Origin of the sequence: Amycolatopsis nivea (assembly GCF_004522235.1) — a bacterium.
GTDB classification, from domain to species: domain Bacteria; phylum Actinomycetota; class Actinomycetes; order Mycobacteriales; family Pseudonocardiaceae; genus Amycolatopsis; species Amycolatopsis nivea.
The window spans coordinates 41,195-60,507 of sequence record NZ_SDLT01000010.1 but is presented as its reverse complement, the minus strand read 5'-3'; the positions used below and the strand labels follow the sequence as shown (position 1 = coordinate 60,507).

Below are 19,313 nucleotides of genomic sequence, written 5' to 3'. Positions count from 1 at the left end.
GGACGTTACGAAGACGCGCCCGCCGCGTGCAGAGCGGCGATATACCCGTACACCACACCCTGCCCGATCGTCGCGCCCGCGCCCGGGTACGACGCGCCGAAGGCGTTCGCTGCGGTGTTTCCGATCGCGTACAGGCCTTCCACCACGGTGCCGTCCTCGCGCAGGACTCGGGCGTGCTCGTCGGCGACCAGTCCCCCGCACGTGCCGAGGTCGCTCAGGACCACCTTCACCGCGTAGTACGGCGCGCGGCGCAGCGGGGCCAGGTTCGGGTTGGGGGCGATCGTGGGGTCGCCGTAGTAACGGTCGTACGCGCTGTCGCCGCGGCCGAAGGCGGTGTCGCGTCCGGTGGCGGCGAGAGTGTTGAACTGCTGGAAGGTGTCCTGGAAGGAATCCGCCGGAACGCCGATCGCCCGGGCGAGTGCGCCGAGGTCGTCCGACTTGTGGGCGATTCCTGCCCGGTACCACGATTCCGGGAGCGGCTGCCGCGGGAAGCAGCGGCCGGCGAGGATGTAGCTGTCGCGATAGCGCTGGTCGAAAACCAGCCACGTCTCCTCGACCGGCGTCCCGGCCCGGTCGCGCGCCAGGATTTCCTGCCCGAACGACATGTAGTCGGTCGCCTCGTTGATGAACCGTTTCCCGGTCTGGTCGACGATGAACGAACCCGGCAGCGAACGCTCCGCGAGCATGACCGCCGGGGAGCCGCCCGGGACCGGGGCGAAGGCCGGGAACCACCAGGCCTGGTCCAGCAAAGCGGTGCCCGCGCCGAGTTCCTGGCCGGCCAGGATGCCGTCGCCGGTGTTGCCTTCCGCACCCAGGCTGTACTCGCCGAGCCGCGGCGACTGGAACTTGTGCCGTGCCTCGACATCGTGATCGAAGCCGCCCGCGGCCAGGACGACGCCGCGCCGGGCCTGCACGGTGACTTCGCGAGCCCCTTGCCGCAGAACGGCTCCGGTGACCCGGTCGCCGTCGCGCAGCAGGCGGACGAGGGCGGTCTCTGTCCACACGGGAATGCCCGCGCGCAGCACGCCCGCGAACATCCCGGCCGCAAGCGCTTGCCCGCCCGCGAGGTAGTCGCGGCCGATCAGCATGCCGCCGATGCCCAGCGCGGCCCGGGCGAAGATCCGCGGCAGCGCCTTGAGCGGCTTGCGCGCCACCAGGTTCATCCACTTGTAGTCCGCGCCGGTGACCGGCATCGGGACCGGCGCTTCCATCACGCCGGGACGCAGCCTGGGGCGCTCGTCGCCGAGGACGGAGGCGTTGAACGGGCGGCATTCGCACGTCCGGCCTTCCGCACGGCCGCCCGGTTCCTCGGGGTGGTAGTCGGAATAGCCCTTGGCCCAGAAGAACCGCATGGGAGTGGTGCGGCGCAGCATGTCGACGGCGGCGGCACCGTGCTCAAGGTAGGCGCGGCCGCGTTCGGCCGGGGCCGAGTCACCGACCACGGCGTTCAGATAGGTGCCCGCGTCGGCGACCGAGCGGTCCGGCAACGCGGCGTTCCCGGGGATCCAGAACGCCCCGCCGGAACGCGCGGTCGATCCGCCGACATAGCCGGTCTTCTCGACGACCAAAGTGGACAGTCCGCGTTCGTGGGCCGCGAGCGCGGCGGCCATCCCGGTTCCCGAGCCGACGACGAGGAGATCGACGGTCGTGTCCTCGGCAGGCACGAGCGCGGGCATTTTCTTCTTCATGTCCTTCGAACTCCACTTCGTTCTCGGCAGGAGGCCGGGTCACCGTATTTCGCCGGGTGCGCCGGTCCCCCGGCCGAGTCCAGTCAGCGGAACATCAGCGGCCGAGGAAAGCCAGGACAGTGGCTTCCCAGGCGGCTTTCTGTTCGATCATGACCCAGTGCCCGCAGTTCGGGAAGATGTGCACCTCGCCCTGCGGCAGCGCACGCATCGGAAGCAACGCCATGTCGACCGGGCTGACGCGGTCGTCGCGCCCCCAGGTGACCAGGGTCGGGACGTCGAGGCGGCGAAGCTGGGCCCAGGCCGGGGTTTCCGCGCTGCGTGCGGCGGCCGCCATCGCGGCCAGTGCCGCCGCGCCGTACATCCGGCGCGAGTTCTCCAGCGTGGCGGGATCCGTCGCCTGGCTCCAGCGTTCCTCGATCAGTTCCTCGGTGACCATCGCCTGGTCGTAGACCATCGAGCGCAGCCAGGCGACGAGCGCGTCGCGGGTCGGGTTTTCGACGAACTCGCTGAGCCGGACGATCCCTTCCCCGGGCTGGGCACTGAAAATCGGGGTTCCGATGCCGCCGATCGTGACCAGCCGCTCGACGCGTTCGGGGGCCGCGAGGGCGAAATCCGTCGCGACGAACCCGCCCATCGAGTTGCCGACCATGCGCACGCGATCCAGGGAGAGACCGTCGAGCAGCGCCCGCACGGCGGTCCTGGCGGACTGCATCGGGTGCACGGCACCGAAATCGTCGCTGACCCCGAAACCCGGGAACTCCAGGACGATCGTGCGATAGTGCGGGGCGAAGGCCGGCAGGTTGGCGCCGAAGTTGCGCCATCCGGTCACGCCGGGCCCGGAACCGTGCAGCAGCACCAAAGGCGGGCCGTCGCCGCTTTCCCGGTAGCGCAGCACACCGTGTTCGGTGGGGAGTTCAAGCAGTTCGGGGGTCATGGCCCGACCTTGCCAGCGGAACCGGGGCCGGTCGATCGCCCTTCCCGATCAGCGGACGCCCGCGCTGATCCGCCCGTAGCGGCCCCGGAAAAAGACCAGCGGCTCCAGGTCCGACGAGTACAGATGCCGCACCCGCGAAACCACGATCGCGTGATCGCCTGCCACGTGCTCGGCATCGAGTTCCGCCTCGATCCACGCCAGCGAACCGGCCACCACGGGCGCGCCCGAAGGCGACGGCGTCCAGTCGATCCCCGCGAACTTGTCGGCGCCCCGGGCCGCCAGCTGACGGCACACCGCTTCCTGCGACTCGGACAGGATGCTGATCGCGTAACACCCCGCCGAGCGCACCCGCGGCCACGAAGTGCTGGTCGCGGCTACGCAGAAGGCAACCAGCGGCGGATCCAGCGACACCGACGTGAACGAGTTCGCCGCCAGCCCGACCGGCGAGCCGGTTTCCTCGTCCATGCCGGTGATCGCCACGACGCCGGTCGCGAAATGCCCCAGCACGGTGCGCATCAGGGCGGGGTCGGACGGTTCGGTCACTGCACTTCCCCCTTCGCCGCCGCGCGCCCGGCCCGGCGTCCGTAGAAACTGCCGTCGCCCAGCGAAGCGCCGCTGACGTAACCGCCGGTGCAGATCCCCGCCGTGCAGCGGCCCGCCGCGAACAACCCCGGGATCGGCGCCCCTGACACGTGCAGCACCCGCGAGTCCAGGTCGGTCCGCAGTCCGCCCAGCGGGAAGCCTGCGGTGGCGCCTCGCAGGTCGAAGGCAGCGACCGCGCCGGTAAGCGGGCGCAGCCATTCCGGTTTCTTGCCGAACAGCGGGTCCCGGCCTTGCGCCGCATACGTGTTGTAAAGCTCGACCGTGGTTTGCAACGCCCGTTCCGGGAGGCCCATGTCGGCCTCGAGTTCGGCGATGGTCTCCGCGGCCCAGGTCGGCGGGACGCGGAAGTTCGGGGTCGCGGTCTCGGTCGCGAGCGCTTCCTCGTGCGCCTGTTCGTCGATCACCAGGTACGCCTGGTTGTCCTGGTGGAACAGCGTCGCCTGGCCGATCCGGCCCGGGTACGTGTCCTCGGTGACGTAACGCTGGCCCTGGCCGTTGACGAGGATGCCGCGCGCCATCATCTGCGGGTCGCCGAAGAACGCGACCTCCGTGGCGTCCATGTGCGCGGTCGCCGCACCGAACGCGGTGGCCGCCAGGATGCCGACGCCGTCGTGTTCCTCGATCGCGGCCCCCGGGCGGCCGATCAACCGCGGCGCGTGATCGGCGACCATCTGCTCTGAGTAGGCGAATCCGCCGGTAGCCAGGACGACACCGAGGTCGGCCCGCACGGCGATCTCGCGTCCGTAGCGCCGCGCGAGCACTCCGACGACTCGGTCTCCGTCCACAATGAGACTGCTCAGGCGGACGTCGTAGGAAACGCGCACGCCGAGCGCTTCCGCGGTCTCCGCGAGCGGCTTCATCAGCATGTATCCGCCGCCTTGCTCGCCCGTGCGCTTGTTGCTCATCCGCGGCACGTGCCCGCGCGGCGCAGGCCTGGCGACGGCGTTGAACGGGGCCGCGTTCTCGCCGCCGGAGTACGCCAGGCCTTCGTCGTGCGGCGGTTCCCAGCCGGGCTCGTCCCAGAGCGCCTCGCGGAAGGGCACGCCGTTGCCGACGAGCCAGTCGTAGTGCTCCAGGCTGCCGCGGCAGTAGTCGGCGATCTTGGCTCCGTCCGCGCCCGGGCCGACGGCCGCGAGCAGGAACTTCTCCATGTTCTTCGCGCTGTCCGCGAAACCGAGGGCGCGCTGGAGCGGAGTGCCGCCGCCGAGGTACACGAACCCGCCGGCCAGCGCCGCCGCGCCGCCCCAGCCGCTCGTGCGTTCCAGGATCAGCACCTGCGCGCCGGACCTCGCCGCCTCGATCGCCGCGGACACCCCGGCGATGCCGTACCCGGCGATCACCACGTCCGCGGAGTCGTGCCATTCGGCGATCGCGGCGGCCGGGACGGGACGCAGTCGGTCGGTCGTCATGGATCAGTCCTTCCTAGGCCAGGAGGTCCCGCATCATCTGCCAGAGCTTCTCGCGCGCGGGTTCGGTCAGGGACAGCGCCGGGATCGTCAGGAAACCGTGGAACAGTCCCTCGAACCGGTGCGCGGTGACTGCTGTCCCGGCCTCCCGCAGGCGCTGCGCGTAGTCGTCCCCGGAGCTGCAGAGCGGGTCCAGTTCGGCGGTCGCGACCACGGCGGGCGGAAGGTCTGCCAGCGACTCTGCCCGGGTGGGCACCAGGTAGGGGCTGTCGGTTCCGTCCGGCGCGTATTGCGCCCAGTACCACCGCATGGCGCTCTCGGTGTTGTAGTCACCCTCGCCGTACCGGCTATAGGACTCGGTGGTGAAATCGTCGTCGATCACCGGGTACAGCAGGACTTGCCCGGCGATGCGCGGGCCGCCGCGGTCGCGGGCAGCGAGGCACACCGTGGCGGCCAGGTTGCCCCCGGCGCTGTCGCCGGCCACGCCGATCCGGGCTGGGTCTCCCCCGTATTCAAGGGCGTGTTCAGCTGCCCAGACCACGGCCGCGTACAGGTCCTCCATCGCCGCGGGTCCGGGATGCTCCGGGGCCAGCCGATAGTCGACCGCGATCACGACGGCACCCACCGCGGCGGCCATCGAGCGGCAGAACTCGTCGTGGCTGTCGAGGTCGCAGAACACGAATCCGCCGCCGTGCGCGAAGACAACCACCGGAAGCGGCCCATCGTGCTCTGGCGCGTAGATCCGCAGCGGCAGGTCTCCGCCGGGGCCTTCGATCACGCGGTCCTCCGCGATCCGCATCGCGGGCTGGTGGGTCAGCGGCGCCCGCCGGGACCGGATGATCGCCCGCAGTTCGGCGGGCTCGTGCTGGGTCACGTCCGGGAAATCGGCCAGCCCGGCCAGCATCGCCTTCACCTCGGCGCCCGCGGGATCGTCCAGCACGAACCCGCGATACCCGGCGGCCGCGACGTCGTCGCAGATCGAGCGGTACTTGCCGAGCCCGCCGATGTAGGGCATGAACACCCGGGGCTTGCCGGGGATGTTCGCGCCGAGGTACCAGGAGTTGGCGGCCGGGAACAACGTCGCCGCCGCGTTGGCGTTGCACTCGACCACCCAGTGTGCGACAGCTTCTTCGGTCGCCTCGATGGTCGACACCCGGTTTTCGTCGAGATAGTCCACACAGGACGCGATCCAGTCCACGTGTTGTTCCGCGGTCAGCACCATGTTCGCCAGGACGCTCGGGCTGCCGGGCCCGGAAACGACGAACATGTTGGGGAATCCGGCGACCGTCAGCCCGAGGTAGGTGCGCGGGCCCGCCGACCACGCGTCGCGCAGCGTGCGCCCGTTCCGGCCGCGGATGTCGATCCGGGACAGCGAACCCGTCATGGCGTCGAAGCCGGTGGCGAAGATCAGCAGGTCGAGTTCGTGGAGAGCGTCCGACGTGCGTACTCCGTCGGGCGTGATCTCGCTGATCGGCGTACGCCGGAGGTTGACCAGCTTGACGTTGTCCCGGTTGTACGCCTCGAAATAGCCGCTGTCGGTGACGATGCGTTTCGTGCCGATCGGATGGTCGTCCGGGATGAGCTGCTCGGCGATCTCCGGATCGTGCACGAGTTCGCGGATCTTCGCCTCGACGTACTCGCGGGCGGTGTCGTTGGCGGCGAGATTCGTGGTCTGGTCGGGAAAAGCCTTGGCGAACAGGTATCCCCCGCGCTCCCACCACTGGTCGTAGATCCGGGTCCGTTCGGCGGCATCGACCTCGAGCGCGCCGCGCGGGTGCGGGCTGTTCGGCGTGCCGCCGCCGCTGATCCGCGACAGCCGCCGCCGTTCGGGGTAGCCGGCTTTGATTTCCGCGACGTACTCCGGGGTGAGCGGGTGGTTCCGCGCGGGAATCGAATAGTTGGGGCTGCGCTGGAAAACCGTGACCCGCGCGGCGGTTTCGGCGACGACCGGAATCGCCTGGATCCCGGACGACCCGGTCCCGATCACGCCGACCCGCTTGCCCGCGAAGTCCACGGCGTGCCGCGGCCAGGCGCCGGTGTGGTACAGCTCGCCCGCGAAACTGTCCCGTCCGGGAATCTCCGGCAGGTTCGTCGCGGACAGGACACCGGTGGCCAGCACGAGGAACCGCGCGCTGACGGTCCGGGCGGTGTCGGTGCTGACCGTCCACCGCCCGGACCGTTCGTCGTACTCCGCCGCCGTCACCCGGGTCGAGAACTCGTACGCGGGACGCAGGTCGTGCCGGTCCGCGACGTGGTCGAGATACCGCAGGATCTCTTCCTGGGTCGCGAACCGTTCGCTCCACGTCCAGTCCTGCTGCAGTTCCTCGTCGAACGAGTAGGAATAGTCGATGCTTTCGACGTCGCACCGCGCACCGGGGTACCGGTTGTGGTACCAGGTGCCGCCCACCCCGGCCGCGCTCTCGAAGCCCCGCACCCGCATGCCGTGCGCGCGGAGTTTGTGCACCGCGTAAAGACCGGCGATCCCGGCCCCGACGACGACTGCGTCGAAACAGTTTTCCACGTTGGTTCCCCTAGGTGCGGCAGTCGGCTCAGGCTTCTCCGCGCGCGGCGGCTTCCTTCATTTCCTTCATCCAGAGCCATTCGTGGCCCCAGTAGCTGTCCGCGGTGATTTCCTCGGCGGTGTAATAGCTTTCGTCGACGAGCTGGCCGCCGTAGCCGTATTCGATGTCCCAGCCGCCGGGGACGCGGACGTAGAACGAGATCATCTTGTCGTTGGTGTGCCGCCCCAGCGTCGAGGACACCGGGAAATCGCGCGCCAGGACCTGGTCGTAGGCGCGGCCGACCGCGTCGAGCGAATCGACCTCGACCATGACGTGGATCAGGCCCGGGTCGCGGCCCTCCAGGCTCGGCATGATCGCCAGGCTGTGGTGGCGCCGGTTGATCCCGAGGAACCGGATCCGCAGCGGGCCGGCTTCCGGCGGGCCGGGCATCCGGAACGCGCCGCGCGACAGGAAGCCGAGCGTTTCGGTGTAGAACTCGAAGGACTCGTCGAAGCTGGTGGTCGGCATGACCACGTGCCCGAGGCCCTGCGCGCCGGTGACGAACTTGTGGGCGTATTTGGTGAGCACCGGGCTGTGTTCGAGGACCGGCCCGTGGAAGAACTCGAGCGGCGTCCCGCCCGGGTCCTTGGCGGAAAACCCGGCCTCGACCTTGCGCCGGTCCGCGAGTTCCTGCGACATCGGCGTGCAGTCCACCCCGGCCTTTTCGAGGGTCTCGCGGAGCCGGCGCAACGCCGGGGCGTCCCGCACCTCCCAGCCGACCGCCGTCACGCGGTCGGCGTCGCCGTGCTCGACGGTGATCCGGGACGGCCGCTCGTCCATCCGGAAGTGCAGCGCGTCCTTTTCGTCGCCGAAGCCCGGCGCGAAACCGAGCACGTCGAAGCCGAGTTCGCGCCAGCGTTCGAGGTCGGTGGCGATGACCCGGACGTAGCCGAGTCCCTTGATTTCGCTCATCGTGGGTGTCCTTTCTCAGATCATCACGCGCAGCGGGCCCTGCGGGACTTCGACGTTCAGCGACGCCAGCGCGGCGGCGTGGTAAGTGGTGCTCGTGACGTGGATGGCGTGGTGCAGACCGGCGTGCGCGTCGCGCCAGAAGCGCTGCAACGGGTTGTCCATCCGCAACGCGTTGCCGCCGGCGCGGTCGAAGATCTCGTCCGCGGCGCGCACCGCCCGCCACGCCGCGCGGGCCTGGTCCCGGCGGATCCGGGCGCGGGTGGCGAAGTCGATCTCCTCGCCGCGGTCGACCTTGTCCCACACGCGGTCCACATTGGACAGCAGTTGCTGGCGCGCGGCGTCGATCTCCGAGGCCGAATCGCTGAGCGCGTGCAGCACGTACGGGTCGTCCTTGACGAGGGTGCCGGTCGCGCCGACTCGGTTGCGCTGGTAGTCGATCCCGGCGGCCAGCACGCCCTCGCAGATGCCGATGGTCGCCGAGGTGATGCCGAGCGGGAAGATCGTCGACCACGGCATCTTGTACAGCGTCTCGGTGACGCCGTACTCCCTCGCCGCGGAGCCGTCGATGACCTTGTCCGCGTCCATCACCCGGTACGCCGGCACGAATGCGTCCTTGACCACGATGTCCTTGCTGCCGGTGCCGCGCAGGCCGACGACGTCCCAGGAACCGTCGATGATCTCGTAGTCCGAACGCGGCAGGATCACGTGCATGCTGTGCGGCGGCATCAACGGCTGGCCGTCCTTGCCGCCGAGCAGTGCGCCGAGGAAGATCCAGTCGCAGTGGTCGGTGCCCGACGAGAACTGCCAGCGGCCGTTCAGCACGAAGCCGCCATCAGCCGGAACCGCGACCCCGGCGGGCATGTACGGCGACGCCTGCCAGGTGTCGGTGTCCTCGCCCAGGATCTCTTCCTGCACCTTCGGATCGGCGAAGGCGAGCTGCCACGGGTGCACGCCGACGATGCCGCCCACCCATCCGGCCGACCCGTAGATGCTCGCCGTCTTCATGACAGTTTCGGCGAACTCGCGCGGGTGCGCCTCGTAGCCGTTGTACTTCTTGCGCTGCAGCAAGCGGATGATGCCCGCTTGCTTGAGCCGCTTCGCCATGTCGTCCGGCAACCGGCCGAGCGACTCGCCTTCGTCGGCGCCGGCCCGGAGTTCCTCGGCGATCGCCTCGATGTTGTCGATTGCTGCATGCGGCATGACGGCTCCTTGTGTGTGGGTCGAGCTTGCCAACCGGGAAACCGGATCGGGCCCGGTCTCCTGATGAGTGGAACAGCGGTTTCAGTACTCGATCGCGATCTCGTCGCTGACCGGTTCGGCCTGGCACGCCAGGACGTAACCCTCGGCGAGATCGTCCTCGGTGAGAATCTCGTTGCGAGCCAAGTTCACCTTGCCCTCCGTCAGCGAGCACACGCACGCGCTGCAGGCGCCTTCGCGGCACGAGTACGGTGCGTCGACGCCCGCGGCCAGCAGCGCGTCGAGGAGTTTCGCCCCGGCTCTCCACGGGACGACGTGGTCCTCGCCGTCGAGCGAGACCCGCATGGTGCACGCGACCTCGCCGGTCCCGGATTCCGCTGGTGCGAACGGATCTTGCTGCAGGGAAAGAAACCGTTCGGAGTGCACCCCGGCCATTCCGACGCTCGCGGCGACCTCCGCGGCCACGTCCATGAGCGGCTCCGGGCCGCAGAGATAGAGGTCGCGGTCGGCGAACGGACGCAGCAACACGGTCAGCAGGTTCCGGCGGGGATAGCCTTGCAGTGATTCCAGCAGGTGTATCACCGTGAAGCGATCGGGAAACTTGCTCTCGAGGGCGGCCAGTTCGGCAGCGAAGATCACCGACGCTTCGTCACGGTTCGCGTAAAGCAGCACGACTTCCCCGCTGCCGCCGAACAGGATCGACTTCGCGATGGCGATCACCGGAGTGATCCCGCTGCCGCCCGCGAGCAGCACCACGGACTGGTCCAGCGACGCGGGCGTGAAGGTCCCCGCCGGCGGGAGCACGTCCAGCTCAGCGCCCGCGGTGACGGTGTCGCACAGCCAGTTGGACCCGTGCCCGCCCCGCACCCGTTTGACGGTGAACTTCATCGCCTCGTCGCAGTGCGGCGAACTCGACAGCGAGTAGCAGCGGGCGGAACCCGTTCCGGCGTCCGGGACCCGCACGGTCAGGAACTGCCCGGCGCGGTAGCCGAACGCGGGGTCGCCGGCCGGCTCCACGACGAACGAGCGCGCGTCGGCGGTCTCCTCCACGACGGCGGTCACCCGGACCCGTTTCCCGCGGCCGGTACTCGTTTCGGCGGACATCCACCCTCCTGGTCGTCGTCCCTCGCCCCGCCGGACGGGGCCTGCGCACGGTACGGCCGCGCCCGCCCGCCGGATCGCGGTCGTTTCGCTGACTGGGAGACGAGTCGCGAAAGATCTTGTGCGGCAGGCGCTTCCGCCCACGTCAACGGCATAATTCGACGCGGCTTCCCACCAAGCGGTTGCTCGGGCTCGCTCCCGCCCCCGGCTGTGCTTGCATCCCCCGCATGCTGACCACCGACAAGATCACCCGCACCGTCGCGGAGTACGCGCGCAGGCTCGAAGCAGGCGACCCGGCGCGGATCGCCGCCCTTTACGCCGAGGACGCCACCGTCGAGGACCCCGCGGGCAGTGCCGTCCGCAAGGGCCGGGAAGCCATCGCCGCGTTCTACAGCGAACTCGAGGGCCTCGCCCTCACCGCCGAACTGCTGGCCGTCCGGGCCGCCGGCGACACGGCCGCCTTCCACCTGCGCGTGATCACCACGACCGAGGAGTTCGTGAGCGCGATCGAGCCGATCGACGTCATGACGTTCGACGAGCGCGGCCGGATCACGAGCATGCGCGCGATCTGGAGCCCGGCCGACGTAGTGCACCAGCGGCGTTCCAGTCAGTGAACTGTGACCGGGTTCATGGCCCCGGTGCTTGTTAGAACCGGAACGCACCGGACCGACAGCTCCCCACCAACCCTTTCCAGGAGAGCGCGATGACTTCTCTGCACCAGGACGAGATCCGCCGGATCGAAGCGGATTCCGCCCCCGCCCGCTTCGCCCGCGGCTGGCACTGCCTCGGTCTCGTCCGCGATTTCGCCGACGGGAAACCGCATACCGTGCACGCCTTCGGCACGAAACTCGTGGTGTTCCGCGGGGCGAACGGAAAGATCAATATCCTCGATTCCTATTGCCGGCACCTCGGCGGCGACCTGTCCCAGGGCGAGGTCAAGGGCGACGAGATCGCCTGCCCGTTCCACGACTGGCGCTGGGGCGGCGACGGCCGGTGCAAGCAGATCCCGTACAGCAAACGCGTCCCGATGCTCGCGCGCACGCAGGCGTGGACGACCTTGGAGCAGGACGGTCTGCTGTTCGTCTGGAACGACCCGGAAGGCACGAAGCCGACCGACGAGGTCGCCATCCCCCGCATCGAGGGCGCGGAAAGCGACGAGTGGACCGATTGGCACTGGTACACGACCGTCGTCAACACCAACTGCCGCGAGATCATCGACAACGTCGTGGACATGGCGCATTTCTTTTACGTGCACGGATCGCTGCCGACGTACTTCAAGAACGTCTTCGAGGGCCACGTCGCGACCCAGTACATGAACGGCGACTCCCGCGACGACTACCCCGCGCCCGAAGGACAGCCGAAAATGCTCGGCAGCACCTCCGTCGCGTCGTATTACGGCCCGTCGTTCATGATCGACGACCTGACTTATCACTACGAATTCGGCGACCACCACACGGTTCTGCTGAACTGCCACTACCCGATCACGGCGGATTCGTTCGTGCTGCAGTACGGGATCATCGTCAAGAAATCGGCAACCCTGCCCGAGGACGCGGCGATGCGCTCGGCGATCGCGCTCGGCGACTACATCAAGGTCGGCTTCGAGCAGGACGTCGAGATCTGGAAGAACAAGGCCCGGATCGACAACCCGCTGCTGTGCGAGGAGGACGGGCCGGTGTACCAGCTGCGCCGCTGGTACGAGCAGTTCTACGTCGACGTCGCCGACATCCGCCCGGAGATGGTCGACCGCTTCGAGTACGAACTCGACCTCACCCGGCCGACCCAGGCGTGGCACGACGAGGTGGCCGCCAACATCGCCCGCCAGGCCAAGCCGACGGAGACCGCGCCGTGAGCGAACCGAGGACCGACAACCGGCTCGACGACATGCCGATGCAGCCGCTGCACTGCCAACACTGCGCGGCGCGGCTGCTGGTGCGCAAGAGCACGGTGCACCAGACGAGCTTGCAATGGAACGCCGCCGCGATCGAGGCTTGCGCGGAACTCGGCACGTCGCCGATGCCAGGTCCCGCACTGGCGGGGTGTTCGCGGCTCAAGGAGTCCCTCGACGCCGAGGTCGCCGCCGGGCGGCTGCGGATCGTCCAGACCGTATGACCGCACAGATGCGCCGTGTCCGGTTTCCCCGGGCACGGCGCATCTTGCTGTCCGGAGGCGGTTTACAGCCGAGCTCCGGTGTGCCTACACTCCAAGGTGTCAGATTCTGACAGGTAGTCTCAATCTGACATACGCAGTCTGGAGGTGGTGTTGCAATGGCGCACATCGAGGAAGCCCCCGCGGCGATGATCGACCGCGTCGCGTCGCTGCTGGAGTCCTTCGTGGGCGAACGGCCGCTGACTCTGGCCGAACTCGCCCGCCGCTCGCACGTGCCGCGGTCTTCGGCGCACCGGATCCTGCAGCGGCTGGTCGAGCTCGGCTGGGTGGAGCGCAAGGAGTTCACCTACACGCTCGGGGTGCGCATGTTCGAGCTCGGCTCGCAGTTCACCCGCCGGCGCACTGTCCCCCGCGCCGCCGTCGCGGTGATGGCTGAGCTGCATCGCCGCAGCGGGCTGACGGTGTACCTCAGCATGCTGGTCGGCGCGGAGATCATGCACCTCGAACGGATCGGCTCGTGGCCGTCCGCCTCCGGGCAGTGGAGCGCGGGCGCCCGGCAGCCGGTCACGCTCACCGCGCCGGGCCGGGCGCTGCTCGCCACCCTCTCCCCCGACCACTGGCCGGAGCTGCATTTCGGCTACGCGCCGACCCAGTACTCCATCCAGACCCGCAGCCAGCTCATGCGCGACCTCGCCCGGGTCCGCGACCGCGGCGGGGTGGCCGTGGACGCGCAGGGCACCCATCACGGCGTGACCGTGGTGGCCGCGCCGATCACCACGATGGACGACGACGGGCACTTCGCGCTGTCGGTGTGCGGGCCGACGCGAGCGCTCGATCTGGTCGCCACGATCACCGAGGTGCGCAATGCCGCGGCGACGGTGTGGCGGGTCGCCAACGGCGTGCCCACGCTGCGACCGCGGGCGGTGCCGGACTTGCCGCCGTCGGAGGTCGAATTGCAGCTGGCCAACGGCGGGTCTGCTTCCGGCTGATCGGCCCTCGCCGGGGAGGGCCGACCCCGCCGGTGCGTCAGGCAGTTTGACCGCCGTCGATCACGAAATCCTGCCCCGTGCAGTAACTGCTCGCATCACTGGCCAGAAACGCCACCAACGCCGCCACCTCACCCGTCGTGCCGGGACGGCGGATCGGCTGCCCCGCCACCGCGCCGCCGCCCGCGCGGGTCGTTTCGGAGATCATCTGCGTGTCGATCGCGCCCGGGCAGACGCAGTTGACCCGGATGCCGAACTCGCCGAGTTCCTTCGCCGCCGATTTGCTCGCCCCGCGCAGCCCCCATTTCGACGCGCCGTATCCCAGTCCGCCCGCGAAACCGGTCAGCGCCGCGGTCGAGGCGACGTTGACGATCGAACCGCCGCGTTCGCGCATCAACGGCAGCACGGCCTGCATCCCGAGGACCGGGCCGATCAAATTGACCCCCAAGGTGTGCGTCAGGTGGTCCTCCTCGAAGCTCGCCAACGGTGCCTTGCGGTAGAAACCGGCATTGTTGACAAGGACGTCGACCCGGCCGAACTCAGCACGGGTGCGTTCCATGGCGGTGGCCCAGTTTTCCTTGCTGCGCACGTCCAATCCGACGACGAGCGTCTCGCCGTCGATCTCGTCCGCGACCGCGGCGACGGCGCTTTCGTCCAGGTCCGCCAGGACGACGCGGGCGCCCAGCCGCGCGGTGGTCCGGGCGTGCTCGGCACCCTGCCCTTGCGCGGCACCGGTGACGAACACGATTTTGTCCCGCAGGTCGACGAGTTGATCGGGCACGTTCCACTTCCTTCGGCTCGGAGCACTCAGCCGCGCGAAGGTACCTTCGTCGAAGGGGGCCGCGGAACGCATGCGTCGGCTCAGCGGACACCTGATTTCGCCGTTTGACCGGCACCGCGCGGGACCGTAAGCTCGCACCAAGCGCTTGCTTTGCGCCGACGGAAGAAGGCTGCCCTTGAAGGATTTCCACGGCAAGCCGGGCGTCGCGGTCGTGACCGGCGGCACCGGAGGGCTGGGCTCCGCGATCTGCCGGACCCTCGCCGAACGCGGCTCCGCGGTCGCCTTCACTTACCGCAGCGATCACGAAGCAGCCAAGCGGCTAGCCACCGAACTCGAAGCGACCGCGGATCCCCTGGACCTCACCGATGCGCACCAGACCAAGGCGTACATCGAGCGTTTCGGAGCGATCCACGCCCTCGTCCACGCCGCCGGGCCGCTCGTCCCGCAGCAGCATCTGTCCACAGTGGATCCCGCCGGCTTCGGCAGGCATCTCACCGCGGAAGCCGCCGCGTTCTTCAACCTCGTCCATCCGGCGCTGCCCGCCCTGCGTGCCGGCAAAGGTTCGATCGTCGCGGTCACCACAGCCGCGACCAAGCGCTATCCAGTCCGCGACGGTCTTTCCGCCGGACCCAAGGGTGCGGTGGAAGCGACCGCCCGGGCACTCGCGGCCGAGGAAGGCCGGTTCGGCGTCCGGGTCAACTGTGTCGGGCCCGGAATGCTGACGGACGGGATGGCCGCGGACCTGATGGCCAACGGCGACCTCGACGACCGTGCCCTCGAAGCGGCCCGGCGCGCCATCCCGTTGCGCACCTTCGGCAACGCGCAGGACATCGCCGAAGCGGTGTGCTTCCTGGCGTCGGACCGCGCCAGGTTCATCAGCGGGCAGAAGCTCGACGTAGACGGCGGATACGGCGTCTGACCGGCAAGAACCCCGGACACGATCGGCCCGGGGTCCCTGCGCACCCGTCACTTAGCCTTGTTCTTCGCCTCTTTGGCCTTCCCCTTCAGCGAACCCGCCGCGTTCTGCGTCGGCGAGTACGTGCCGTACAGCGCGGGGTCCGGCTTCGGTGCCGTGCCGGGGCCACCGAGCGGTTTCGGGTCGGTGAGGTACTCGATGCCTTCCCCGCCGAAGCTCCAGCCCGCCTTCGCGCCGTCCGGGCCGTCGGACAGATGCCACACCGTGTTGTTGTGGTCCTGGTTTTCCTCGTCGAACAACGCAGTCGGCGCGATGTCGCTTTCCAGGCCGTCGGCCTGGAGTTCCTCGATCGCGGCCAGCCATTGCTTCTGGTGCACGGTGTCGCGCGCGAGGTTGAACTGCAGCATCGCCTTCACGCCGGGGTCGTCGGTCATCCGGTACAGCCGCGCGGTCTGCAGCCTGCCCTGTGCCTCGGCCGCCGCGTTGGCGCGGAAGTCGGCGAGAAGATTGCCGGAGGCGACTATGTACTTGCCGTTCCACGGCGTGCCGTTCGAGTCGGCGGGCAGCGCGCCGCCGCCGGCCACGATCGCCTGCTGCGGGTCCATCCCGCCGATCACCGCGGCCATCACCGGGTCCTTCACCGCTTCCGCGGTCGCGGTGGCCGGCGCGCCCTCCAGCAGCCGCGCGACCATCGTGGCGAGCATTTCGACGTGCCCGATCTCCTCGGTCGCGGTGTCCATGATCAGGTCCTTGTACTTGCCCTCGATGCGGCAGTTCCAGCCCTGAAACAGGTACTGCATGGTCACCGTCATCTCGCCGAACGCGCCGCCGATCAGCTCCTGGAGCTTGTGCGCGTACACCGGATCCGGCTTCTCGGGCTTCGCCTCGAACTGCAGCAGCTTGGTGTGTCGGAACATCAGCGTCCTCTCCCGGGGATTCGAGCCGGGCGGCGCGCCCGGCGAGTCCGGCAGGAATGCCCGCGATCATCCGTCCTACACCCGGGATTCCGGGGTCTTTTCAGGGAGTTCGGCGAGGCAACGGCGCGGTGGCGGGACCTTCGAGAACGATGCCGTCGACGTCGAATCGCGAACCGTGGCACGGGCAGTCCCAGCTGCGCTCGGCGGCGTTGAACCGCACGAAACAGCCGAGATGCGTGCAGCGCATGGAAACCGCGTGCAATGTGCCTTCCCGGTCACGGTAGACACCTTTGCGACCGTGTCCGTCCGCCAGCACTTTCGCCTGGTCCACGGCGATGTCGTCGGTGCTTTTCGCGTCGGCTTGCGCGAGCCGGTCGCCGACGAAGTCCTTCGCCACCTTCGCGTTCTGCTGCATCAGCTTCGACGCCGACTTCAGCGAAATCCGTTGCGGGGAAAAGAGGTCCCGATGCGGATTGGCGGATCCGGTGATCCCGTCGGCCACCACGGTCGCCGCCGCGGTCCCCATCGCCAGGCCCCACTTTCCGAAACCCGTTTCGACCCACAGCTTCCGGGCGCCCGGGAAGTACGGCCCGGCGATCGGGATGCTGTCGTAGGCCTTCGGATCCTGCGCGGACCAGCGGTGCGTGACCTCGTCGACGTCGAAGTGGCGCGCCGCGAATTCGCCCAGCTCGGTGTACCGCGCGAAGTCGACCGGGTCGCCCGCCGGATGTCCTTGCCCGCCGAGGATCAGCCGGTCTTCATAGGAGGCGAAAGACCACAATGGACTCCCGGCGCTGATCGCCAGCTCCTGCGGCGGCTTGCCGGATTTCAGGGTCGCGGCGACGCAATACGACCGTTGCACCTCCAGCCGGGGGAAGAACAGCCCGCGGTCGAGGATCGGGTAATGCGTTGCGACGACCACGTTTTCGGCGTCGAGCGCACCGTCCTCGGTCGTGACCCGGTACGGCGGTGCGGCGCTGACCTGCCGGACGCGACTGTTCTCGAAGACGCGGCCGCCCTCGGCCTCGACGGCGTCGGCGAGCCCGCGCACGTAGTCGGCCGGATGGAGCGCGAGTTGCCCGGGCAGCCGCACCGCACCGCGCACCGGGACCGGCAGATCGAGCGTGGTCGTCCATTCGACCGGAAGACCCGCCTGCGTCGCGGCTTCGTACTCCGCTCGCACGGTGTCCACCTCGTCGGCGTCCATCGCGAACGTCGCGGCGGGCAGCCTGCGCAGGCCGCAGTCAATGGGTTCGGCCAGCTCCGCGACCAGTTCGACCCCGGCCAGCGCCGCCTCGGCGTAGGCCATCGCGGTGGCCGCGTCGTGCTCGCTGAGGAGCGTCGAGTACACAGTGGACTGCAACGCGGTGACCTTCGCGGTGTTATTGCCGCTGGCTCCTTCCGCGATGCGTCCCGATTCGAGGACGGCCACGTTCACGCCTCGCCGGGCGAGCAACAACGCGGTGGTCATCCCGGCGATGCCACCGCCGATGACGGCGACCTCGGCGCGTTCCCGCCCGCGCAAGGACGACCGGCCGGTCGCCGACGCGGTCGCGAGCCACAAGGACTGATCTGCGGTGGTGGTCATCACAGGCTCCTCCGGGTGCCCATCGGGAGGACGCCGAGCACGATCATCGCCACCGCCAGGCCGAGGTGCAGCCAGTTGTCGGCGGTGTTGACCGGGATGAAGTTGGCCGAGCTGCCGTGGTCGATGACCAGCCCGTACACCCACAACGCCAGGTAGACCACCCCGCCGACGACGAGGAAGTTCTTCGCCCCGGCCGGCGTGCGGGCCAGCGCGAGCCCCGCGACGCCGAAGGCCAGGTGCACGACGTTGTGCAGGATCGACACGCTGAACAGCCCGAGCAGCAGCGCGCCCGAATGGTGCCCGGCACCGGTGAGCTGGTCGTAATGCGTGGTGACGCCCGGGACGAACCCGAGGATGCCCACGAGCAGGAACACCGCCCCCACACCGGCGGCGACGAGCTGGCGCGGCGTGCGCTGCGCGACGGCAGTACTCATGACCGGAGCCCTCCCTGAATCCCCCGCACCGGGTCCGGCGCGGAGATATCCGGATAACCGGTGCGGGACCGGGCAAACCTCGACTGCCGGTCGCGCGTCCGGAATCCGGTTTGAAGCCCGCCGCCGCGGGCAACCGCGAGCATGCGGTTACGGCGGAGCGAGCTGTCCTCGCCAGGCATCAAGCGGCAGCGACGCGGCCGCGGCTTCCGGTACCTCGCGCCGGACGGCTCCCCGGTGACCGACTCCGAGGTGCTCGACCGCATCCACGATCTCGTGATCCCGCCCGCGTGGCGGCGGGTGTGGATCTGCCCGCATCCGACCGGGCACATCCAGGCGGTCGGAACCGACGACGCGGGCCGTCGCCAGTACCTCTACCACCCCGAATGGCGCCGAGCGCGCGACGAGGAGAAGCACGATCGGGTGCTCGACCTGGCCGCGGAACTGCCGAACGTCCGCGCTGCTATCCAGGAGGATCTGCGCCGGCGCCACCTCGACCGTCGGCGAGTCTCGGCCGCCGCGCTGCGGATGATCGACCGGGGAGTCTTCCGCAGCGGCGGCGAGGAGTACGCCGAAACCAACGGTTCTCACGGCGCGACCACGCTGCTGCGCGAACACGTGAAAATCAGCGGCGACGAGCTGACCTTTTGTTATCCCGCCAAAAGCGGCCTGGTCCGGTCGCTGAGCATGCGCGACGGCGAACTCGCCGCCGTCCTCAAGTCGCTCCGCCGCTGCCGCACCGGCACCACGCGCCTGTTCGTGTACCGCACCGACGACGGCTGGCACGAACTGCACGCCAGCGACGTCAACGAGCGGTTCAAGGAACTCGCCGGGGAGGAGTTCACGGTGAAGGACCTGCGGACCTGGCACGCGACGGTGCTCGCTGCGGTCTCCCTCGCCGCGCGGGAGGCACCGACGTCCCAGCGCGGCCAGGCGAGGGCCGAGACCGCGGCGATGAAAGAGGTCGCGGAGGAACTCGGCAACACGCCTGCCGTCGCCCGGCGCTCGTACGTCGACCCGCGCGTGCTGCGGGAATTCGAGCGGCACAGCACGATCCACCGCGCGGTGCGGAAGGCCGATGCGGACGGGCTCGCCGAGGAGGAGCTGCGGGAGCGGATCGAGAAGGCAGTGATCCGGCTGCTGCGGCGAGCGTCATAACGATTCGACTCTTCAATCATATGTACCG

At 69.3% G+C, this 19,313-nt stretch carries 18 protein-coding genes; 6 read left to right on the top strand and 12 right to left on the bottom strand.

Going from position 1 to position 19,313, the window contains the following annotated elements; translation table 11 throughout:
- Positions 1 to 5: 5 nt before the first annotated feature.
- From EIZ44_RS14270 to EIZ44_RS14235, 8 genes are all read right to left on the bottom strand, one after another.
- On the bottom strand, positions 6 to 1,688 hold the full coding sequence (locus EIZ44_RS14270) for a 3-ketosteroid-delta-1-dehydrogenase (protein WP_134729002.1): 1,683 nt from the start codon (positions 1,686 to 1,688) through the stop codon (positions 6 to 8).
- A gap of 94 nt (positions 1,689 to 1,782) precedes the next feature.
- Entirely contained in the window at positions 1,783 to 2,622 is an 840-nt protein-coding gene (locus EIZ44_RS14265; protein WP_134729001.1) for an alpha/beta fold hydrolase, read from the bottom strand.
- A gap of 48 nt (positions 2,623 to 2,670) precedes the next feature.
- Entirely contained in the window at positions 2,671 to 3,165 is a 495-nt protein-coding gene (locus EIZ44_RS14260; protein ID WP_205673144.1) for a flavin reductase family protein, read from the bottom strand.
- Positions 3,162 to 4,634: an FAD-dependent oxidoreductase gene (locus tag EIZ44_RS14255; RefSeq protein ID WP_134729000.1), complete on the bottom strand. Its 1,473-nt coding sequence runs from the start codon at positions 4,632 to 4,634 to the stop codon at positions 3,162 to 3,164. Before EIZ44_RS14255 ends, EIZ44_RS14260 begins: the two co-directional genes overlap by 4 nt.
- A gap of 13 nt (positions 4,635 to 4,647) precedes the next feature.
- Positions 4,648 to 7,152, bottom strand: a complete 2,505-nt coding sequence (locus EIZ44_RS46085) for a flavin-containing monooxygenase (protein WP_167754121.1) — start codon at positions 7,150 to 7,152, stop codon at positions 4,648 to 4,650.
- A gap of 28 nt (positions 7,153 to 7,180) precedes the next feature.
- A complete protein-coding gene (locus EIZ44_RS14245) occupies positions 7,181 to 8,104 on the bottom strand; it encodes a VOC family protein (RefSeq protein WP_037810757.1) in 924 nt (307 codons plus the stop codon).
- 15 nt (positions 8,105 to 8,119) lie between these two features.
- Entirely contained in the window at positions 8,120 to 9,304 is a 1,185-nt protein-coding gene (locus tag EIZ44_RS14240; protein WP_134669207.1) for an acyl-CoA dehydrogenase family protein, read from the bottom strand.
- 81 nt (positions 9,305 to 9,385) lie between these two features.
- Positions 9,386 to 10,405 (bottom strand): 2Fe-2S iron-sulfur cluster-binding protein, encoded by a 1,020-nt coding sequence (locus EIZ44_RS14235; protein WP_134728999.1) that lies wholly within the window; start codon positions 10,403 to 10,405, stop codon positions 9,386 to 9,388.
- A gap of 224 nt (positions 10,406 to 10,629) precedes the next feature.
- On the opposite strand from EIZ44_RS14235, the gene EIZ44_RS14230 reads away from it, so the two are divergent.
- From EIZ44_RS14230 to EIZ44_RS14215, 4 genes are all read left to right on the top strand, one after another.
- On the top strand, positions 10,630 to 11,016 hold the full coding sequence (locus EIZ44_RS14230; RefSeq protein ID WP_134669212.1) for a nuclear transport factor 2 family protein: 387 nt from the start codon (positions 10,630 to 10,632) through the stop codon (positions 11,014 to 11,016).
- An 89-nt stretch (positions 11,017 to 11,105) separates the two neighbouring features.
- The gene (locus tag EIZ44_RS14225; RefSeq protein ID WP_037810750.1) at positions 11,106 to 12,251 is read left to right on the top strand and encodes a 3-ketosteroid-9-alpha-monooxygenase, oxygenase component; all 1,146 of its coding nucleotides are present in this window, start codon (positions 11,106 to 11,108) and stop codon (positions 12,249 to 12,251) included.
- Positions 12,248 to 12,511 (top strand): ferredoxin, encoded by a 264-nt coding sequence (locus EIZ44_RS14220; RefSeq protein ID WP_134728998.1) that lies wholly within the window; start codon positions 12,248 to 12,250, stop codon positions 12,509 to 12,511. The genes EIZ44_RS14225 and EIZ44_RS14220 overlap by 4 nt, the downstream gene beginning before the upstream one ends.
- Positions 12,512 to 12,666: 155 nt before the next feature.
- Positions 12,667 to 13,497: an IclR family transcriptional regulator gene (locus EIZ44_RS14215; RefSeq protein ID WP_134728997.1), complete on the top strand. Its 831-nt coding sequence runs from the start codon at positions 12,667 to 12,669 to the stop codon at positions 13,495 to 13,497.
- 37 nt (positions 13,498 to 13,534) lie between these two features.
- Here EIZ44_RS14215 and EIZ44_RS14210 read toward each other — a convergent pair whose 3' ends face one another.
- The gene (locus EIZ44_RS14210; protein ID WP_134728996.1) at positions 13,535 to 14,275 is read right to left on the bottom strand and encodes an SDR family NAD(P)-dependent oxidoreductase; all 741 of its coding nucleotides are present in this window, start codon (positions 14,273 to 14,275) and stop codon (positions 13,535 to 13,537) included.
- A gap of 175 nt (positions 14,276 to 14,450) precedes the next feature.
- On the opposite strand from EIZ44_RS14210, the gene EIZ44_RS14205 reads away from it, so the two are divergent.
- Positions 14,451 to 15,194: an SDR family oxidoreductase gene (locus EIZ44_RS14205; RefSeq protein ID WP_043839889.1), complete on the top strand. Its 744-nt coding sequence runs from the start codon at positions 14,451 to 14,453 to the stop codon at positions 15,192 to 15,194.
- Positions 15,195 to 15,241: 47 nt separating this feature from the next.
- On the opposite strand, the gene EIZ44_RS14200 is transcribed toward EIZ44_RS14205, so the two are convergent.
- The 3 genes from EIZ44_RS14200 to EIZ44_RS14190 all read right to left on the bottom strand — a co-directional run bounded on the left by EIZ44_RS14200 (position 15,242) and on the right by EIZ44_RS14190 (position 18,130).
- Complete coding sequence (locus EIZ44_RS14200) at positions 15,242 to 16,108, bottom strand: manganese catalase (protein WP_134728995.1); 867 nt, start codon at positions 16,106 to 16,108, stop codon at positions 15,242 to 15,244.
- A gap of 100 nt (positions 16,109 to 16,208) precedes the next feature.
- Positions 16,209 to 17,696: an FAD-dependent oxidoreductase gene (locus tag EIZ44_RS14195; RefSeq protein ID WP_134728994.1), complete on the bottom strand. Its 1,488-nt coding sequence runs from the start codon at positions 17,694 to 17,696 to the stop codon at positions 16,209 to 16,211.
- Complete coding sequence (locus tag EIZ44_RS14190) at positions 17,696 to 18,130, bottom strand: DUF4383 domain-containing protein (RefSeq protein WP_134728993.1); 435 nt, start codon at positions 18,128 to 18,130, stop codon at positions 17,696 to 17,698. Before EIZ44_RS14190 ends, EIZ44_RS14195 begins: the two co-directional genes overlap by 1 nt.
- Before the next feature lie 141 nt (positions 18,131 to 18,271).
- Between EIZ44_RS14190 and EIZ44_RS14185 the strand changes: the two genes are divergently transcribed.
- A complete protein-coding gene (locus tag EIZ44_RS14185; protein WP_134728992.1) occupies positions 18,272 to 19,285 on the top strand; it encodes a DNA topoisomerase IB in 1,014 nt (337 codons plus the stop codon).
- Positions 19,286 to 19,313 lie beyond the last annotated feature (28 nt).

What these genes read in the sequence shown, in the direction of transcription:
- EIZ44_RS14270 (WP_134729002.1), bottom strand. Translation starts at nt 1,688, where the DNA reads ATGAAGAAGAAAATGCCCGCGCTCGTGCCTGCCGAGGACACGACCGTC.
- EIZ44_RS14265 (WP_134729001.1), bottom strand. Translation starts at nt 2,622, where the DNA reads ATGACCCCCGAACTGCTTGAACTCCCCACCGAACACGGTGTGCTGCGC.
- EIZ44_RS14255 (WP_134729000.1), bottom strand. Translation starts at nt 4,634, where the DNA reads ATGACGACCGACCGACTGCGTCCCGTCCCGGCCGCCGCGATCGCCGAA.
- EIZ44_RS14245 (WP_037810757.1), bottom strand. Translation starts at nt 8,104, where the DNA reads ATGAGCGAAATCAAGGGACTCGGCTACGTCCGGGTCATCGCCACCGAC.
- EIZ44_RS14240 (WP_134669207.1), bottom strand. Translation starts at nt 9,304, where the DNA reads ATGCCGCATGCAGCAATCGACAACATCGAGGCGATCGCCGAGGAACTC.
- EIZ44_RS14235 (WP_134728999.1), bottom strand. Translation starts at nt 10,405, where the DNA reads ATGTCCGCCGAAACGAGTACCGGCCGCGGGAAACGGGTCCGGGTGACC.
- EIZ44_RS14230 (WP_134669212.1), top strand. Translation starts at nt 10,630, where the DNA reads ATGCTGACCACCGACAAGATCACCCGCACCGTCGCGGAGTACGCGCGC.
- EIZ44_RS14225 (WP_037810750.1), top strand. Translation starts at nt 11,106, where the DNA reads ATGACTTCTCTGCACCAGGACGAGATCCGCCGGATCGAAGCGGATTCC.
- EIZ44_RS14215 (WP_134728997.1), top strand. Translation starts at nt 12,667, where the DNA reads ATGGCGCACATCGAGGAAGCCCCCGCGGCGATGATCGACCGCGTCGCG.
- EIZ44_RS14200 (WP_134728995.1), bottom strand. Translation starts at nt 16,108, where the DNA reads ATGTTCCGACACACCAAGCTGCTGCAGTTCGAGGCGAAGCCCGAGAAG.
- EIZ44_RS14195 (WP_134728994.1), bottom strand. Translation starts at nt 17,696, where the DNA reads ATGACCACCACCGCAGATCAGTCCTTGTGGCTCGCGACCGCGTCGGCG.
- EIZ44_RS14190 (WP_134728993.1), bottom strand. Translation starts at nt 18,130, where the DNA reads ATGAGTACTGCCGTCGCGCAGCGCACGCCGCGCCAGCTCGTCGCCGCC.
- EIZ44_RS14185 (WP_134728992.1), top strand. Translation starts at nt 18,272, where the DNA reads ATGCGGTTACGGCGGAGCGAGCTGTCCTCGCCAGGCATCAAGCGGCAG.